Annotated in this window: 13 protein-coding genes; 5 read left to right on the top strand and 8 right to left on the bottom strand. The window is 58.1% G+C overall.

The window, feature by feature from the left end; all coding sequences use genetic code 11:
- Positions 1–4 precede the first annotated feature (4 nt).
- From hslV to priA, 4 genes are all read right to left on the bottom strand, one after another.
- Complete coding sequence (gene hslV / locus TAN611_RS22645; protein ID WP_015962318.1) at positions 5–535, bottom strand: ATP-dependent protease subunit HslV; 531 nt, start codon at positions 533–535, stop codon at positions 5–7.
- Positions 536–637: 102 nt separating this feature from the next.
- Complete coding sequence (ftsN, locus tag TAN611_RS22640) at positions 638–1,495, bottom strand: cell division protein FtsN (protein WP_203067026.1); 858 nt, start codon at positions 1,493–1,495, stop codon at positions 638–640.
- A 65-nt stretch (positions 1,496–1,560) separates the two neighbouring features.
- On the bottom strand, positions 1,561–2,589 hold the full coding sequence (gene cytR / locus TAN611_RS22635; RefSeq protein ID WP_105233047.1) for a DNA-binding transcriptional regulator CytR: 1,029 nt from the start codon (positions 2,587–2,589) through the stop codon (positions 1,561–1,563).
- A 272-nt stretch (positions 2,590–2,861) separates the two neighbouring features.
- Entirely contained in the window at positions 2,862–5,057 is a 2,196-nt protein-coding gene (priA, locus tag TAN611_RS22630) for a primosomal protein N' (RefSeq protein WP_203067025.1), read from the bottom strand.
- A gap of 199 nt (positions 5,058–5,256) precedes the next feature.
- On the opposite strand from priA, the gene rpmE reads away from it, so the two are divergent.
- Positions 5,257–5,472, top strand: coding sequence for a 50S ribosomal protein L31 (gene rpmE, locus TAN611_RS22625; RefSeq protein ID WP_015962314.1), 216 nt, complete (start codon positions 5,257–5,259; stop codon positions 5,470–5,472).
- Between the two features lie 74 nt (positions 5,473–5,546).
- Here the strand turns inward: rpmE and metJ are convergent, their stop codons facing one another.
- Positions 5,547–5,864, bottom strand: a complete 318-nt coding sequence (gene metJ, locus TAN611_RS22620; RefSeq protein ID WP_006317756.1) for a met regulon transcriptional regulator MetJ — start codon at positions 5,862–5,864, stop codon at positions 5,547–5,549.
- A gap of 314 nt (positions 5,865–6,178) precedes the next feature.
- On the opposite strand from metJ, the gene metB reads away from it, so the two are divergent.
- From metB to metF, 3 genes are all read left to right on the top strand, one after another.
- Complete coding sequence (gene metB / locus TAN611_RS22615) at positions 6,179–7,339, top strand: cystathionine gamma-synthase (protein ID WP_105233045.1); 1,161 nt, start codon at positions 6,179–6,181, stop codon at positions 7,337–7,339.
- Between the two features lie 2 nt (positions 7,340–7,341).
- Positions 7,342–9,777, top strand: coding sequence for a bifunctional aspartate kinase/homoserine dehydrogenase II (locus TAN611_RS22610; protein ID WP_105233044.1), 2,436 nt, complete (start codon positions 7,342–7,344; stop codon positions 9,775–9,777).
- Positions 9,778–10,003: 226 nt separating this feature from the next.
- Complete coding sequence (metF, locus tag TAN611_RS22605) at positions 10,004–10,900, top strand: methylenetetrahydrofolate reductase (protein WP_105233043.1); 897 nt, start codon at positions 10,004–10,006, stop codon at positions 10,898–10,900.
- Positions 10,901–11,498: 598 nt separating this feature from the next.
- On the opposite strand, the gene TAN611_RS22600 is transcribed toward metF, so the two are convergent.
- The 3 genes from TAN611_RS22600 to argE all read right to left on the bottom strand — a co-directional run bounded on the left by TAN611_RS22600 (position 11,499) and on the right by argE (position 16,245).
- Positions 11,499–11,663 (bottom strand): hypothetical protein, encoded by a 165-nt coding sequence (locus tag TAN611_RS22600; protein WP_187043904.1) that lies wholly within the window; start codon positions 11,661–11,663, stop codon positions 11,499–11,501.
- A 455-nt stretch (positions 11,664–12,118) separates the two neighbouring features.
- Positions 12,119–14,764: a phosphoenolpyruvate carboxylase gene (gene ppc / locus TAN611_RS22595; RefSeq protein ID WP_105233042.1), complete on the bottom strand. Its 2,646-nt coding sequence runs from the start codon at positions 14,762–14,764 to the stop codon at positions 12,119–12,121.
- Between the two features lie 335 nt (positions 14,765–15,099).
- Positions 15,100–16,245, bottom strand: coding sequence for an acetylornithine deacetylase (gene argE, locus TAN611_RS22590; protein ID WP_105233041.1), 1,146 nt, complete (start codon positions 16,243–16,245; stop codon positions 15,100–15,102).
- Positions 16,246–16,462: 217 nt separating this feature from the next.
- On the opposite strand from argE, the gene argC reads away from it, so the two are divergent.
- A complete protein-coding gene (gene argC, locus TAN611_RS22585; RefSeq protein ID WP_105233040.1) occupies positions 16,463–17,467 on the top strand; it encodes an N-acetyl-gamma-glutamyl-phosphate reductase in 1,005 nt (334 codons plus the stop codon).
- Positions 17,468–17,470 lie beyond the last annotated feature (3 nt).

The following is a 17,470-nucleotide window of genomic DNA, read 5'->3' as shown; positions in this document are numbered from 1 at the left end:
ATCCTTACGCTTTGGAAGGCAGTTCTTCAATAGTGAGATTGTGGTTGGTGTAAATACAGATGTCGCCGGCGATGCCGAGAGATTTCTCGACGATTTCACGGGCGCCCAATTCGGTATTTTCCAACAATGCGCGCGCGGCTGACTGGGCGTACGGGCCGCCGGAGCCGATCGCGATCAAATCATTTTCAGGCTGAACCACGTCACCATTCCCGGTGATGATCAGCGAGGCGTTTTCATCGGCCACGGCCAGCAACGCTTCCAGCTTGCGCAGCATGCGGTCGGTACGCCAGTCTTTCGCCAGTTCGACGGCGGCTTTCACCAGATGACCCTGGTGCATCTCCAGTTTACGTTCGAAAAGCTCAAACAGCGTGAAGGCGTCAGCGGTGCCCCCGGCGAAACCGGCGATCACTTTATCGTTGTACAGGCGACGCACTTTTTTGACGTTGCCTTTCATCACCGTATTTCCCAATGTTGCCTGGCCATCGCCACCGATGACGACTTGGCCGTTGCGGCGTACGCTTACAATTGTTGTCACGAGCAGACCCTCGTTGCAGACTGAAAGAAGTCCCCGCAGCGCCTGCTTGCGCAGGTGCTACGGGGCATATTGAGAGTATAGATGGGGGAGGATTACGGCTTTTCAACCCCTGACGGAGAGGGGAATGCATCCTGACATGCCGATGCCCTTCAGACGGGAAAGGGTTTTGTCGGCGCCGGCGCGGCTGCTGAACGGCCCAAGCACCACGCGGTTCCAGCCGCCGCCGTTGGTGATGCGGCTTTCAATCCCTTCAAACGCCAGGCGCGCGCGGACAGACTCGGCCTGATCGGCGGCGCGGAACGAGCCGCACTGCACCATCCAGCGCTGTTTCTGCTCCGGCTTGCTTTCCGTCTTCGCTGCCGGCGGCGTCGCCGGTTTAGGCTGCTGCGCCGGCTGGCTGGCGCCGTTGCTGAACGGGTTGCGCGGCTGGCTTGCCGGCTGTTGTTGTTGCGCCTGCTGTTGCTGTTGCTGTTGCTGCTGTTGTTGACGCTGCTGCTGCATTTGCTGCTGCGCGTTGTTACGCGCCGCCTGGGCTGCATCGTTATACGGCACTTCATTGAGCTGGGTCGGGCGCTGCTGCATATCGGCCTGCATTTGCTCCAGCAGCTGGCGCTGTTCCTGCGTCAGCTGGGTTTTGGACTTCACCTCGCCGCCGGCCGTCGGTTCGGTCGGGGTTTGTACGCCGGTCTGGCGGTTTTCCAGCTCTTTAATATAGCGCCAGCGCTCTTCCGGCTTCGGCGGCAGGCCGTTGCCAGGACGGCTGCTGTGGGCCGGCGACAGCGGTTCGTCGTCCGGTTTGTTATGGGTAATAAAGTAGAGACCGCCGGCAAAGATCACCAACAAGGCGACCGCAAGCGCTACCACGGTTTTGGACACCTTCGGAGAACTGCTTTTTTTACGGCTGGGGGTTTTGCGCCGCGCTCCAGAGCGCCCGCGGCTTACATAGTCTTTCTGTGCCACTATTCTTCCGCTGTATCTTTATAAGAAATTAAGTTCATCATGTTACTGAACACTAAAATATTTGACTAGCGTTTAGGGGCGGCGGTGCTGCCTCTGACGATCAGTTCGCTGTCCAATAAACGGGAGCCGCTGGCGACATTTTGCCCGTGCAGCTGCTCCAGTAACAGTAACATGGCTTGTTGACCAATCTGAAAGCGCGGTTGCGCCACCGTGGTTAACGGCGGATCGCAATACTGCGTCATTTTCAGATCGTCAAAACCGACGATCGATAGATCGCCCGGGACGCTCAGGCCCATTTTACGCGCCTGCGACAATACGCCGATCGCCATGATATCGCTGTGGCAGAAGACCGCCGTCGGCGGTTTCGGCAGCGTCATCAGGGTTTTCAGCGCGGCTGCGCCCGCTTCATAAGTGAAATCACCCCGGGTAATATAGCCGCTTTCGACGGTAATGCCATTACGGCGTAGTGCCTGAATGTAACCCTGCAGGCGATATTCGCTGAGCGGCATCTGCTGCGGCCCGGCGACACAGGCGATTCGCGTATGTCCGAGCTGATGCAAATAATGTACGGCCTCGAAGGCGGCGGTCAGGTTGTCGATGTGCACCGTGGGCAGTTCCAGTTCCGGCGCAAACTCATTGGCCATTACCATCGGCGGCAGGTTGCGCTGCTCTTCCTTGCTGGCGTCAAAAGGCAGATTGGAGCCGAGCAGCAGCATGCCGTCGATCTGTTTGGTGATAATCAGATTAACGAAGGTGCGCTCCTGCTGATTTTGCTGCGCGCAGTCGCCGATCAGCACCAGGTAGCCTTGCTGCGCGGCAGTCTGCTCGATCCCTTGAATAATATCGGCGAAGAAGGGATCGCAGATATCCGGGACGATCACCAGGATGGTGCGGGATTCATTGCGTTTAACGTTGCGCGACAGCGCATGCGGAGAGTAACCCACGGCCAGTACGGCCTGTTCCACTTTCTGACGCGTTGGCGCTGAGACTTTCTCCGGATTCATCAGCGCACGTGATACGGTTGCCGTTGAAACGCCCGCCATTTCCGCAACGTCTTTCATGGTTGCCATGGATAACTCTTTCTTGTGTTCCAACGCCTTTCTCCTTGCGTCAGCCCAATGCCAACGCGATTACTGCCATACCCCAGGCAACGACGCCGTATCAGGGCGCATTTCCGCGTTGACGCCAGGTCCTGCGGATGTGCAGCCCGCCAGCGGAAATCTTCACGATATTCTAAACAGATTACGTACCGCTTTTGTTACCTAATTTGCATAAAAAATGTGATGAAGCGGGAGTTTTTCGCGTTCGCTCGCAAATTCAAGGGTAAACGTTTGCTTAACGCCAAAGAAATCAGACTTTTCCGTGTTCAGCCGTCGATAGGATCGACGTCCAGCGTCCATTTGACTTTACGGGCCTGCGGCAGGGTACCGATCAGCGGCAGCGTGTTCTTCATGATCGCCTGCAGGACGCGGCGTGACGGGTGTTGCAGCAGCAGTTGCCAGCGAAAACGTCCCCCGCGTTTGGACTGCAGCGCCGGTACCGGCCCCATCACCCACAGGGAATCGTCTTTCAGCGGGCTGGCTTCCAGCAGGTTGCGCAGCTGCTGCAGGAACATCGGCGCCTGCTGATTATCGTGATCGTCGGCGCGCAGCATGATATGGCTGGTGTAGGGGGGCAGGAAGACGCTGTTGCGCTCGCTCAACGCCTGTTTGGCGAAGGCGTCGTAACCCTGCTGTAGCAGCGTTTGCAGCAGCGGGTGTTCCGGGTGGTGGGTCTGCAGCAGCACCTCCCCCTGTTTGCCGGCGCGGCCGGCGCGGCCGGACACCTGGGTATACAGCTGGGCGAAGCGCTCGGCGGAGCGGAAGTCGGCGGAAAACAGCGCGCCGTCAACGTCCAGCAGCGCCACCAGCGTCACGTCCGGGAAGTGGTGGCCTTTGGCCAGCATTTGCGTGCCGATCAGGATACGTGCGCCGCCACGGTGGATCTCGTTCAGGTGCTGCTCCAGCGATCCTTTACGGCTGGTGGTGTCGCGATCGATGCGGGTAATCGGCGTGTCCGGGAACAGCGGCGCCAGCTCGTTTTCCAGCTGTTCGGTACCGACGCCGACCGATACCAGATGCGTGGAGCCGCATTGCGGGCACTGGTGCGGCACCGGCCGTTGGCTGTCGCAGTGGTGGCAGCGCAGCTGGCGGTAATTTTGGTGCAGGGTGTAGTAGCGATCGCAACGCTGACATTCGGCAATCCAGCCGCATTCGTGGCAGAGCAGCGCCGGCGCATAGCCGCGGCGGTTGAGGAACAGCATCACCTGATTATCGTTTTTCAGGTGGTGGCGCATGCTGTTTAGCAGCGGCTGCGACAGGCCGACCTTCAGCGGCAGGCCTTTCAGATCAATCAGGTGCTGGGCGGCCGGTTTGGCGTTGCCGGCGCGCTGCGTCAGTTTTAACTGCCGGTATTTGCCCAGCTGTACGTTATGCAGCGTCTCCAGAGCCGGCGTGGCCGAGCCCATCACCATCGGAATATTTTCCGCATGGGCGCGGAACACCGCCAGATCGCGCGCGTGGTAGCGCCAGCCTTCCTGCTGCTTATACGAGCTGTCGTGTTCTTCATCGATAATGATGACGCCCAGGCGGGCGAACGGGGTAAACAGCGCCGAGCGGGTACCGATGACAATCGCCGCTTCGCCGCTGCGGGCGCGTAGCCAGACGGCCAGACGCTCGCTGTCGTTCAGGCCGGAGTGCAGGACATCCACCGGCGCGTTGAAACGCTCGCGAAAGCGGGCGATGGTCTGCGGCGTCAGGCCGATTTCCGGCACCAGCACCAGCGCCTGTTTGCCTTTCGCCAAAATATTTTCCAGCACGCTGAGGTAGACCTCGGTCTTGCCGGAGCCGGTGATCCCGGCCAGCAGCCAGGCGGCGAACTGTTCATCCTCACTGCGGATGGCGCCGACGGCGGTGGCCTGTTCGGTATTGAGCCGCAGCCGTTCGCCCTGCACGCTGAAGCCGGGCCGCCAGTCCTGCAGCGCTGCGGTCTGCGCGCGCAGGTCGGCCAGGCCTTTGGCTCGCAGCGCCTGCAGCGCATTGTCGGTCAGATCGAGTTCACTGACCTGGTGACGATACACCGGGCGGTGCAGCAGGGCGGCGAGCGCCTGCTGCTGTTTGGGTGCGCGCTTCAGGTTTTCCGGCGGCGTGACACGGCCCGTTTCGGTCGCGAACCACTGCCACAGCGGCGTGGTTTCCGCCGGTTTACCTTGGCGCAGCAGGGTCGGCAGCGCATGAAACAGCACTTCGCCGAGCGGATAGTGATAATAGTCGCTGGCCCAGCGCAGGATGCGCCACATGCTGGCGGGAAACAGCGAATCACCGTCGATAATGCTGTCTATCGGTTTGAGTTTTTCCAGCGGCAGTTCGCTGCTTTCGCTACATCCAGTGACGATGCCGATGGCGCGCTGCTTTCCCCAGGGTACGCAAACGCGCGCGCCAACCACCGGCTGCAGCCCCTGGGGCAGCAGGTAATCGAAAGTGCGGGTCAGCGGAACCGGTAGAGCAACGTGAACAACGGGCATAGGGTCCATCCAAATGAGAAAGAGGGGGCTAGTTTACACGGCAGGCGGCCAAATGTACGGATCCGATTGCGTGGTGTATTTTATTCTGTATAATTTGCCGCCTTTGGTATAATTCGATACCAATAAATTATCATCAACCACGTGTGGTGTCTGGCGAAACAGGGCTGGATAGCGACACGGCCTTAACTGAGGTTTCCCCATGAAAGAAGGTATCCACCCTAAATACGATTTCGTTACTGCAAGCTGCTCTTGCGGTAATGTCATGAAGATCCGCTCCACCGTGGGCCACGATCTGAACCTGGACGTTTGTGGCGCATGCCACCCGTTCTACACTGGCAAGCAGCGTGACGTTGCTACCGGTGGCCGCGTTGACCGCTTCAACAAGCGCTTCAGCGTACCAGGCGTTAAGAAATAAGATTTCTTATCGACCGATAAAAAAGGCGCCTTCGGCGCCTTTTTTGTTTCTGTCACCGGCGTCCGCCGATGGCATCAATATTCCCAGGTATCGGGATCGACGCCCAGCTCACGCATCAACACCTTCGCGGCTTCCGGGATTTCATCGCTGCGCTCTTTGCGCAGGTCTTCATCATTCGGCAGCGGCTGGCCGGTAAAAGCGTGCAGGAACGCTTCACACAGTAATTCACTGTTGGTGGCGTGACGCAGGTTATTGACCTGGCGACGGGTGCGTTCATCGGTGAGGATTTTCAGGACCTTCAACGGAATCGACACCGTGATTTTTTTTACTTGTTCGCTTTTTTTACCGTGTTCAGCGTAAGGGCTGACATACTCGCCGTTCCACTCAGCCATGGGACACCTTAAAATTGTCAGAAAGATTACAATATTCTAAAAACCGGCCAATTATGCCCGATCTTCACTGTTCTCACTAAATAAATGTCAATATTACGCGACCAGAGTCACTGATGGATGCGGCGTGAGCGTGATGGGCTATGCTTATCGCGCCAGCCTCTTACCCGACCAAACTGACATAATGTTAGCGGGTATTATGCCTTTGCTTAATCTATACGCAAAGAAGTTTAGATGTCCAGATGTATTGACGTCTATTCGTCATGCGATTAATCTTTATGCCTCATTCATCCGCCTTTGAGAGCCGAGCGACTCCTATGACGCGTAAACCAGCCACGATTGCCGTGCGTAGCGGCCTGAACGATGACGAGCAGTACGGCTGCGTCGTCCCGCCCATTCATCTTTCCAGCACCTATAACTTCACCGACTTCAACCAGCCGCGTGCGCATGACTATTCCCGCCGCGGCAACCCGACGCGTGATGTGGTACAGCGCGCGCTGGCTGAACTGGAAGGTGGCGCCGGTGCGGTGATGACCGGCAGTGGTATGTCGGCGATCCATCTGGTGACCACCGTGTTGCTGCAGCCCGGCGACCTGCTGGTGGCGCCGCATGACTGCTACGGCGGCAGCTACCGGTTGTTCGACAGCCTGAGCAAGCGCGGCGCCTACCGGGTGTTGTTTGTCGATCAGGGCGATGAAGCGGCGCTGCAGCAGGCGCTGGCGCAGAAGCCGAAGCTGGTGCTGATCGAAACGCCGAGCAACCCGTTGCTGCGCGTGGTGGATATTGCCGCCATCTGCGACGCGGCGCATGCGGCCGGCGCGCTGACGGTGGTGGACAACACCTTCCTGAGCCCGGCATTGCAGCAGCCTATCGCCCTGGGGGCGGATCTGGTGGTGCACTCCTGCACCAAATACCTCAACGGCCACTCGGACGTCGTTGCCGGCGCGGTGATCGCCAAAGACGCCGACCTGGCGGTGGAGCTGGCATGGTGGGCGAACAATATCGGCGTCACCGGCGGCGCATTCGACAGCTACCTGCTGCTGCGCGGCATGCGCACGCTGGCGCCGCGTATCAGGGCGGCGCAGGAGAATGCCACCGCCATAATTCGTTATTTACAGCAGCAACCCTTGGTGAAAAAGCTGTATCATCCTTCCCTGCCGGAAAACCCGGGTCATGATATTGCGCGCCGGCAGCAACGCGGCTTTGGCGCGATGCTCAGTTTTGAGCTGGATGGCGATGAGGCGGCGCTGCGTCGTTTCCTGTCGGCGCTGCGTTTATTTACGCTGGCGGAATCGCTGGGCGGGGTGGAGAGCCTGATCTCGCATACGGCGACCATGACCCACGCCGGCATGGCGGCGGAGGCGCGGGCGGCTGCGGGGATTTCCGACAGTCTGCTGCGTATTTCCGTGGGTATTGAAGACAGTGACGATTTGATTGCCGATCTGGAACACGCCTTCCAGGCGGCGGCAACGAGGTAAGCATGAATGCAATTGCGGTAGCAGGACCGGTCAGCGGACGTCAACTGCACAAATTCGGCGGCAGCAGCCTGGCCGATGTGAAATGTTATTTGCGGGTGGCCGGGATTATGGCGGAGTACAGTCAGCCGGGCGATCTGATGGTGGTTTCTGCGGCGGGCAGTACCACCAACCAACTGATTAGCTGGCTGAAGCTCAGTCAGAGCGATCGACTTTCTGCACATCAGGTACAGCAAACGCTGCGCCGTTATCACAGCGAGCTGATCGGCGGTTTGCTGCCGCCTACGGCTGCTGACCCGTTGATTGCCGAGTTTACGCGCGATCTGGAGCGGCTGGCGGTATTGCTGGACGGTCAGGTTGATGACGTTACCTATGCCGAAGTGGTCGGCCACGGCGAGGTGTGGTCGGCGCGTCTGATGGCTGCAGTGCTTAATCAGCAGGATATTCAGGCGGCCTGGCTGGACGCGCGCGATTTCCTGCGCGCCGAGCGCGCCGCGCAGCCGCAGGTGGATGAAGGCCGCTCTTATCCGCTGTTGCAGCAGCTGATGGCGCAGCATCCCGGCAAACGGCTGGTAGTGACCGGCTTTATTTCGCGCAACGACGCGGGTGAAACCGTGCTGCTTGGGCGTAACGGCAGTGACTATTCGGCCACGCAGATCGGCGCCTTGGCCGGTGCGGAGCGCGTAACCATCTGGAGCGACGTCGCCGGGGTGTACAGCGCCGATCCGCGCAAGGTGAAAGACGCCTGCCTGCTGCCGCTGCTGCGGCTGGACGAAGCCAGCGAGCTGGCGCGCCTGGCGGCGCCGGTGCTGCATACCCGCACCCTGCAGCCGGTTTCCGGCAGCGATATCGACCTGCAACTGCGCTGCAGCTATCAGCCGGAGCAGGGGTCGACCCGGATTGAGCGGGTGCTGGCTTCCGGCACCGGTGCGAAGATTGTCACCAGCCATGATGACGTCTGTCTGGTTGAGCTGACGGTAGCACCGCAGCATGATTTCAAGCTGGCGCAAAAAGAACTGGAATTGGTGCTGAAGCGCGCGCAGGTCAAGCCGCTGTCTACCGGCCTGCACCCGGATCGCAACCTGATTCAGCTGTGTTACACCTCGGAGGTGGCCGACAGCGCGCTGCGCATGCTGCAGGACGCCGGTCTGCCGGGCGATGTACAGTTGCGACAGGGGCTGGCGCTGGTGGCGCTGGTCGGCGCCGGCGTGTGCAAGAATCCGTTGCACAGCCACCGTTTCTACCAGCAGCTGAAGGACCAGCCGGTCGAGTTTATCTGGCAGGCGGAAGACGGCATCAGCCTGGTGGCGGTACTGCGTCAGGGGCCGACCGCGTCGCTGATCCAGGGGCTGCACCAAAGTCTGTTCCGGGCGGAAAAGCGCATTGGCCTGGTGCTGTTCGGCAAAGGCAATATCGGCTCCCGCTGGCTGGAGCTGTTCGCCCGCGAGCAGAAGAACCTGTCCGCCCGTAGCGGTTTCGAGTTCACATTGGCCGGAGTGGTGGACAGCCGCCGCAGCCTGCTGAATTACGACGGCCTCGATGCCAGCCGGGCGCTGGCCTTCTTTGAAGAAGAGGCGCAGGAGCTGGATGAAGAATCGCTGTTCCTGTGGATGCGCGCGCATCCGTTCGACGATCTGGTGGTGCTGGACGTGACCGCCAGCGAAGATCTGGCGCAGCAGTATCTGGATTTCGCCAGCTACGGTTTCCACGTGATCAGCGCCAATAAACTGGCGGGCGCCTCCTGCGGCAGTAATTACCGCCAGATTCGCGACGCCTTCGCCAAAACCGGCCGTCACTGGTTGTACAACGCCACCGTCGGCGCCGGCCTGCCGGTCAACCATGCGGTGCGCGATCTGCGTGACAGCGGCGACGGTATTCTGGCGATCAGCGGTATCTTCTCCGGCACGTTGTCGTGGCTGTTCCTGCAGTTTGACGGCACCGTTCCTTTCACCGAGCTGGTGGATCAGGCGTGGCAGCAGGGGCTGACCGAACCGGACCCGCGCGTTGATCTGTCCGGGCAGGACGTGATGCGCAAGCTGGTGATTCTGGCGCGTGAAGCCGGCTACGATCTCGAGCCGAATCAGGTGCGGGTGGAGTCGCTGGTGCCGAGCGGCACTGAGCAAGACTCGGTCGATCAGTTCTTCGAGAACGGCGAGGCGCTGAATCAGCAGATGCTGCAGCGCTTTGAGGCCGCCAGCGAGATGGGCCTGGTGCTGCGTCACGTGGCGCGTTTCGATGCCAACGGTAAGGCGCGCGTCGGCGTGGAGGCCGTGCGTCCGGAGCATCCGCTGGCCGCGCTGCTGCCGTGCGATAACGTCTTTGCGATTGAAAGCCGCTGGTACCGCGATAATCCGCTGGTGATTCGCGGGCCGGGCGCAGGGCGCGATGTGACCGCCGGTGCGATCCAGTCCGATCTCAACCGGCTGGCGCAGCTGCTGTAATTTTTTCAGGTTACTGAATGCCGACGGGGCGCTGCTTGCAGCGCCCCGTTTGTTTTTTTAGCCGCGGCTAACATGAAATTCTCGCCGGTGGCGATGAGGATTAATCATCGTATTACCCTCACTTTTCTGTTGACTCTTTCACCAACATCCGGCATTTTCAATCTAGACGTCTAAACGTATAGACGCTTATTAAGATAACACCGCGATCGACAAGAGGCAGACAGGTATGAGTTTTTTTCACGCAAACCAGCGGGAAGCGCTGAACCAGAGCCTGGCCGAATTAAACGGTCAGATTAACGTATCGTTTGAGTTCTTTCCGCCGCGCACCAGCGAAATGGAAGAGACTCTGTGGCAGTCGATCGATCGTCTGAGCAGCCTGAAACCTAAATTCGTCTCGGTCACCTACGGCGCCAATTCTGGCGAACGCGATCGCACCCACGGCATCATCAAGGGGATTAAGGACCGCACCGGCCTCGATGCCGCACCACACCTGACCTGTATTGACGCCTCACGTGAACAGCTGAGCGCGATCGCCAGCGATTACTGGAACAACGGTATCCGTCATATCGTGGCGCTGCGCGGCGATCTGCCGCCGGGCAGCGGCAAGCCGGAGATGTACGCAACCGATCTGGTGGCGCTGCTGAAGGATGTCGGCGATTTCGATATTTCGGTGGCGGCTTATCCGGAAGTGCACCCGGAGGCGAAAAGCGCACAGGCCGACCTGATCAACCTGAAGCGTAAGATTGACGCCGGCGCCAACCGTGCGATTACCCAATTCTTCTTTGACGTGGAAAGTTACCTGCGTTTTCGCGACCGCTGCGTCGCCACCGGCATTGACGTTGAAATCGTGCCGGGCATCCTGCCGGTGTCCAACTTCAAGCAGCTGCAGCGCTTCGCCACCATGACCAACGTGCGGGTGCCGAGCTGGATGACCAGCATGTTCGCCGGGTTGGATGACGATCCGGAAACGCGCAAGATGGTGGGGGCCAATATTGCGATGGATATGGTGAAAATCCTCAGCCGCGAAGGAGTAAAAGATTTCCACTTCTATACCCTGAACCGCGCCGAGATGAGCTACGCGATTTGCCATACGCTGGGCGTGCGGCCAATAGCGGCGGCCTGATAGATAGATGAACGATGCAAAAAAGCGCTGTATAAACAGCGCTTTTTTTATCTCGGTAGGAAAGACGAGGAAAGGAGGTGCCATCGCACCTCCTGCTTGCCAACTTAGCCGGTATTTTGGTGTAGAAAATTCCGCCAGATCCCTCCAGGCGGTGTGGTAACGGGGAGGGTAAATTGAGAATTATTTATTTAATATGAAATTCAAAAATATATATTTTATTATTGCCATAAAATAAGAAAGTAAAATAAAGGAAAAAGCTAATGCAGTGATTCTGTAATAAGTGTCTATCCATGCTGATATTTTAGGGTTTATTTCTTCAAGGAAGCTATAGATAGCGTCGTTTTCGTCGTGCATAAATAGTGGTTTTCTTTTGTGTTTTAAACAATGAAAGTAGTACGACATCCCAAACGAACCAAAGAACCCCATCAGCGAGTGGAAATGGTACGCAGCACCAAATGAAAAATTTTTGGATAGATATTCATTGATAATTGTATAGTAATTGCCTTTTATTTTACAAAAATAAAAGAATAAATACACCATGGAGATGATAGATATCCATGCTGAGCCGATTCCAAGATAAGAAATTACAGTTATCATTTTAGTCTTTAAGGAGGTAATCAATAAACGCTTCGCCGGACTGGCTACCGAGATATCCGCCTGCCAGCGAGCCTACAGCAGCACACGCGAACCCCCCAGCTCCGGCGGCAGGTGCAGTTACTATTCCTAAACCGATGCGAATGGCCCCTTCTGCGGTTGCCATCATTGCCTTTCCTCCAAGTCCACCTGCAGTACTGAATCCAAATTTAGAATATTCTTTAAAGGCCGATTTCCCGTATTCAATAACCGGGGGCAATGTTACGTGGAATATTATCCCTCTTATAGTTCCAACCCATTGTTCCAGCAATAGTAACCTAATGCCCCGTGGTGGGTACACCAGAAAATGTTTTTTGCATGGTTTCCCTTTAACCCTCACTGATTAGATAAACCATGCCTCCAGATAGTGGTTTTGATAGGAAAGGCATTTAATCGCCCTTTTTTACTAAACTGAATAAGGAAGAAAGCAGGCCGTTAGATGTCTTAATAAATTAAACGGGTTTTTTATCACGGGTTTATCGCTGCAGTCTTTACGGCATCCTCTGCCTGGCTGAATAACTACAGACAAAAAATGCCCGCTATATCAATAGCGGGCATTGGTCAGAGACGTGGCAGGCCTATGACTTAGCCGGTATTGCGCATCCCGGCGGCGACGCCGGCGATGGTGACCATTAATGCCTGCTCGACGCGTGCGTCTTGCTGGCCGTTTTCCTCTTGCTGACGTGAGCGGTGCAGCAGCTCCGCCTGCAGAACGTTCAGCGGATCGGTATAGACGTTGCGCAGTGCGATGGATTCGGCGATCCACGGCAGGTCTTCCATCAGGTTGTCATCGTTGGCGATGGCCAATACCACTTTGATGTCGCTTTCCAACTGCTCGCGCAGCTGTTTGCCCAGCGGCCACAGTGACTCATCCACCAGGCGCTGATCGTAGTATTCCGCCAGCCACAGGTCGGCCTTGGCGAACACCATTTCCAGCATGGCGATGCGGGTGGAGAAGAACGGCCAGTCGCGGCACATCGTTGCCAACTGCTCCTGCTTGCCGGCCTTCACTGCTTCCTGCAGACCGGCGCCGGCACCCAGCCAGGCTGGCAGCATCAGGCGGTTCTGCGTCCAGGCAAAGATCCACGGAATGGCGCGCAGGCTTTCCACGCCGCCGTTCGGCCGGCGTTTGGCCGGGCGCGAACCCAGCGGCAGTTTACCCAGCTCCAGTTCCGGCGTGGCCGCGCGGAAGTAGGGCACAAACTCCGGGTTTTCGCGCACGTAGCCGCGATACATCTGGCATGAAGTGTCGGATAGCTCGTCCATCAGGGTACGCCACTCTTTCTTCGGTTCCGGCGGCGGCAGCAGGTTGGCTTCCAGAATGGCGCCGGTATACAACGCCAGGCTGCTGATGGTGACTTCCGGCAAGCCGAACTTGAAGCGGATCATCTCCCCCTGTTCGGTGACGCGCAGCCCGCCTTTCAGGCTGCCGGGCGGCTGTGACAGCAGCGCCGCATGGGCCGGCGCACCACCGCGGCCGATTGAGCCGCCGCGGCCGTGGAACAGCGTCAGCGCGACGCCGGCTTTTTCGCAGGTTTTGATCAGCGCGTCCTGCGCACGGTACTGCGCCCAGGAGGCGGCCATCACGCCGGCGTCTTTCGCCGAATCGGAATAGCCAATCATCACCATCTGCTTGCCCTGGATAAAGCCGCGGTACCAGTCGATATTCAGCAACTGGGTCATCACGTCGTCGGCGTTGTTCAGATCGTCCAGAGTTTCGAACAGCGGCGCCACCGGCAGAGCGAACGGGCAGCCGGCCTCTTTGAGCAGCAGGTGCACCGCCAGCACGTCAGACGGCGTACGCGCCATGGAGATCACATAGGCGGCGATGGATCCCTGCGGCGCTTCGGCGATCACCCGGCAGGTTTCCAGCACTTCCTGCGTATCTTCACTCGGTTGCCACTGCAGCGGCACCAGCGGACGCTTGGAGTTCAGCTCGCGGATCAGGAACGCCTGTTTATCCGCTTCTGACCAGCTCTCATAATCGCCCAGGCCCAGATAGCGCGTCAGTTCGGCGATGGCTTCTGTGTGGCGGGTGCTCTCCTGACGCACGTCGATGCGCACCAGCGGCACGCCGAAGCAGCGCACACGGCGCAGGGTATCGAGCAGCTGGCCGTTGGCGATGATGCCCATGCCGCAGGCGACCAGCGACTGATAGCAGGCGAACAGCGGTTCCCACAGCTGCTCGTTACTTACCAGCAGGTCGTGTGGCTTCAGCATACGTTCGCCTTTCAGGCGGCCTTCCAGATAGGTCTGTGAACCGATCAACTGGCTGCGCAGGCGCTTCATGATCTCACGGTATGGCTCCTGCACCGACTCGCCGCCGGCCAGCTCGCGCAGTTCCGGCGTACATTCGGTCATCGACAGTTCCGAGACCAGCACCTGAATATCGCGGGTGAACAGGTCGCAGGCTTTCCAGCGGCTCAACAGCAGCACGTGGCGGGTGATTTCTGCGGTGACGTTCGGGTTGCCGTCACGGTCGCCGCCCATCCAGGAGGTAAAGCGTACCGGTACGGCCTCCACCGGCAGACGGTAGTCGATGGCATTTTCCAGCTGTTCGTTAAATTCGCGCAGGAAGGCCGGAACGCCTTCCCACAGGCTGTTCTCCACCACCGCAAAACCCCACTTGGCTTCATCGATCGGCGAAGGGCGGTTTTTACGGATTTCATCGGTGTGCCACGACTGCGCCACCAGCTGACGCAGACGGCGCATGATTTTGTTGCGCTCGTAGTCGGCCAGATCGTTGTGGTCCAGCTGGCTGAGGCAGGTATTCACCTCCACCAGTTTGTGGATCAGGGTGCGGCGGGTGATTTCCGTCGGGTGGGCGGTGAGCACCAGCTCGATGGAGAGTTGATCCACGGCATCGCACAGCTCTTTGTTACTGAGTTTTTTGCCTTTCAGGCGGCTGAACAGCTGCGCCATCGCTTCCGGATTGCTGGCGGCCTCGCCGTGCGGCGAAATGCTGTGATACTGCTCGGCCACGTTGGTTAAATTGAGGAATTGGCTGAAAGCGCGCGCTACGGGCAGCAGCTCATCGTTGGACAGGTTTTGCAGCGTAGTGAGCAGTTCCTGACGATGCGCCTCATTGCCTGCGCGTGAAGATTTGGAAAGTTTACGGATGGTTTCAACACGATCGAGAATATGCTCGCCCAGCGCTTCTTTAATGGTTTCGCCGAGCAGTTTGCCGAGCATACTGACATTACTTCGCATTGCCGAATATTGTTCGTTCATATAACCCCTGACCCAATCTGTACGTATTTGCATACCTTTCATGTGCGGGATGTATCTGTTTTGGCTGTTGTCCCTGATGCCTGGATACCACCCCGGATGCATTTAGGTATCTGTTGTAAGTAAATTTCACGTGTCAGGCAAAGGAAGCCTGTTTTATCGCACCACGTGTCTGTCCAATGGTTAATTGACACTATTTTCAGCAAAAAAACATCAAAATCATCGTTTTTTCTGAAATTTAATTACAGCCTGCGGCTTATCAGTCTGGCTAATTACGCACGGGCTTACGCCTTTCAGCAAGGGGCATGATAGGTCATTGCCCCTATGATTTCGTTGGTTTATTGATGGCAGAAGTGATCGACCAGCTGGCCGATCAGCGTGCGGGTTGGTTCAATAAAGGCGGTATCAATGTATTCATCCGGCTGGTGCGCCTGGTTGATGGAGCCGGGGCCCAGCACCAGCGTCGGGCACACTTCCTGGACGAACGGCGCTTCGGTGCAGTAGTTAACCACCTCAGTGCGTGAGCCCAGCAGCTGCTCGATCACTGCCACCAGATGGTGATCGGTCGGGCACTCGTAGCCGGGGATCGGCGGATGCAGTTCATCAATGCTCAGCCGGCCCGGCCAGCGTTCGCTGACCGGCGCCAGTGCGCTGTGCATCAGCTCATTAATATTCTCCAGCGTCATGCCCGGCAGCGGACGGATATCCAGATGCAGTTCACAACAGGCGCAAATACGGTTTGCCGCATCGCCGCCATGAATATGCCCGAAGTTCATCGTCGGATACGGCACGGCAAACGCCGGATTGTTATAGCGTTCCTGCAGGGTGTTACGCAGTTCCATCAGATGGCCGATCGATTCATGCATCAGATCGATGGCGTTAACACCGCGCGCCGGATCGCTTGAGTGGCCGGACTGGCCGGTGATGCGGATGGCGTTGGAGAGGTGGCCTTTATGCGCGCGCACCGGGCGTAACGACGTCGGTTCGCCGATGATGGCGAAATCCGGGCGGATGGCGGTTGAGGCGGCAAAATAGCGTGCGCCGGCCATCGTCGTTTCTTCATCCGCCGTGGCCAGGATATACAGCGGCTTGGTCAGTTTGCTGGCGTCGATATCGCGCACCGCATCCAGAATAAAAGCAAAGAAACCTTTCATATCCGCCGTGCCGAGACCGTACAGCTTATTGTCATGTTCGGTCAGAGTGAACGGATCGCGCGTCCAGCGTCCTTCATCATAAGGTACGGTGTCGGTGTGGCCGGCAAGCAGCAGGCCGCCGCTGCCTTCACCGATGCTGGCCAGCAGGTTGAATTTGTTGCGGGTGTCCGGCACCGGTTGTACGTCGACGCGGAAGCCTAAATCGCTAAACCAGCCGGCCAGCAAATTGATTAACGCTTCATTACTCTGATCGAGAGCGCCATCGGTGGCGCTGATCGACGGGGTGGCGATCAGCGCCCGGTACAGCTCAATAAATGGAGGTAATTTCATCTTCACTGTTGACAGCCTTTGGTTAGGGTAGTATCAATATTCATGCATTTATTTTGAATAAAAATACAGTAAACTAAAGCGTAACGGAACCCGAGGACCGGATGTTTATAAAAACATCAACGCTCAATCACGTGGGTGAACGACGCAACAACGCGGTCGAGCCCTGTTACCGGGGTCGCAAGCGACCACTTGGCAAGTTTAGAAGGTGAAAGGCCACATGTTGAACACGCTGATCGTTGGTGCCAGCGGCTATGCCGGAGCGGAGCTCACGGCGTACCTGAATCGCCACCCACATATGAACATAACCGCTTTAGCGGTTTCAGCGCAAAGTGCAGATGCAGGAAAATTGCTTTCCGACCTGCATCCTCAGTTGAAAGGCATCGTTGATTTACCGCTGCAGCCGCTGACGGACGTGGCGCAAGCGGCGCAGGGCATTGATGTGGTGTTCCTCGCCACCGCCCATGAAGTCAGCCATGACATTGCGCCGGCGTTTCTGGCTGCCGGCTGTGTGGTGTTTGATCTATCCGGCGCCTTCCGGGTGCAGGATGCGGCGTTTTATCAGCAATATTACGGGTTTGAGCATCAGCATGCCGGCTGGCTGGAACAGGCGGTGTACGGGCTGGCCGAGTGGCAGAGCGAAAAAATCAAAACGGCGCAGCTGATTGCGGTGCCGGGCTGCTACCCGACCGCCGCTCAGCTGGCGCTAAAACCGCTGATCGACGGCCAGTTGCTGAACCTGACGCAGTGGCCGGTGATTAACGCCACCAGCGGCGTCAGCGGCGCCGGACGCAAGGCCAGCGTCACCACCAGCTTTTGCGAAGTGAGCCTGCAGCCGTATGGAATTTTCACCCACCGGCATCAGCCGGAAATCGCCGCACATCTCGGCGCACCGGTGATCTTCACCCCGCATTTGGGCAACTTCCCGCGCGGCATTCTGGAAACCATTACCTGCCGGCTGCAGCCCGGCGTGAGCGCTGCGGATATCGCCGCCGCCTATCATGCCGCCTATGACGACAAGCCGCTGGTGCGGCTGTACGAACAGGGCGTGCCGGCGCTGAAGGCGGTGGTGGGGCTGCCATTCTGCGATATCGGCTTTGCCGTGCAGGGTGAGCACCTGATCGTCGTAGCGGTGGAAGATAACCTGTTAAAAGGCGCGGCCGCTCAGGCGGTGCAGTGCCTGAATATTCGCTTTGGGTTCCCTGAAACCCAATCATTACTTTAAGTC

Source organism: Serratia sp. Tan611 (genome assembly GCF_905188235.1).
In the GTDB taxonomy this organism is placed as follows: domain Bacteria; phylum Pseudomonadota; class Gammaproteobacteria; order Enterobacterales; family Enterobacteriaceae; genus Serratia_B; species Serratia_B rhizosphaerae.
Note: the sequence above shows the minus strand (reverse complement) of the source record. Positions and strands in the feature narration are given on the sequence as shown.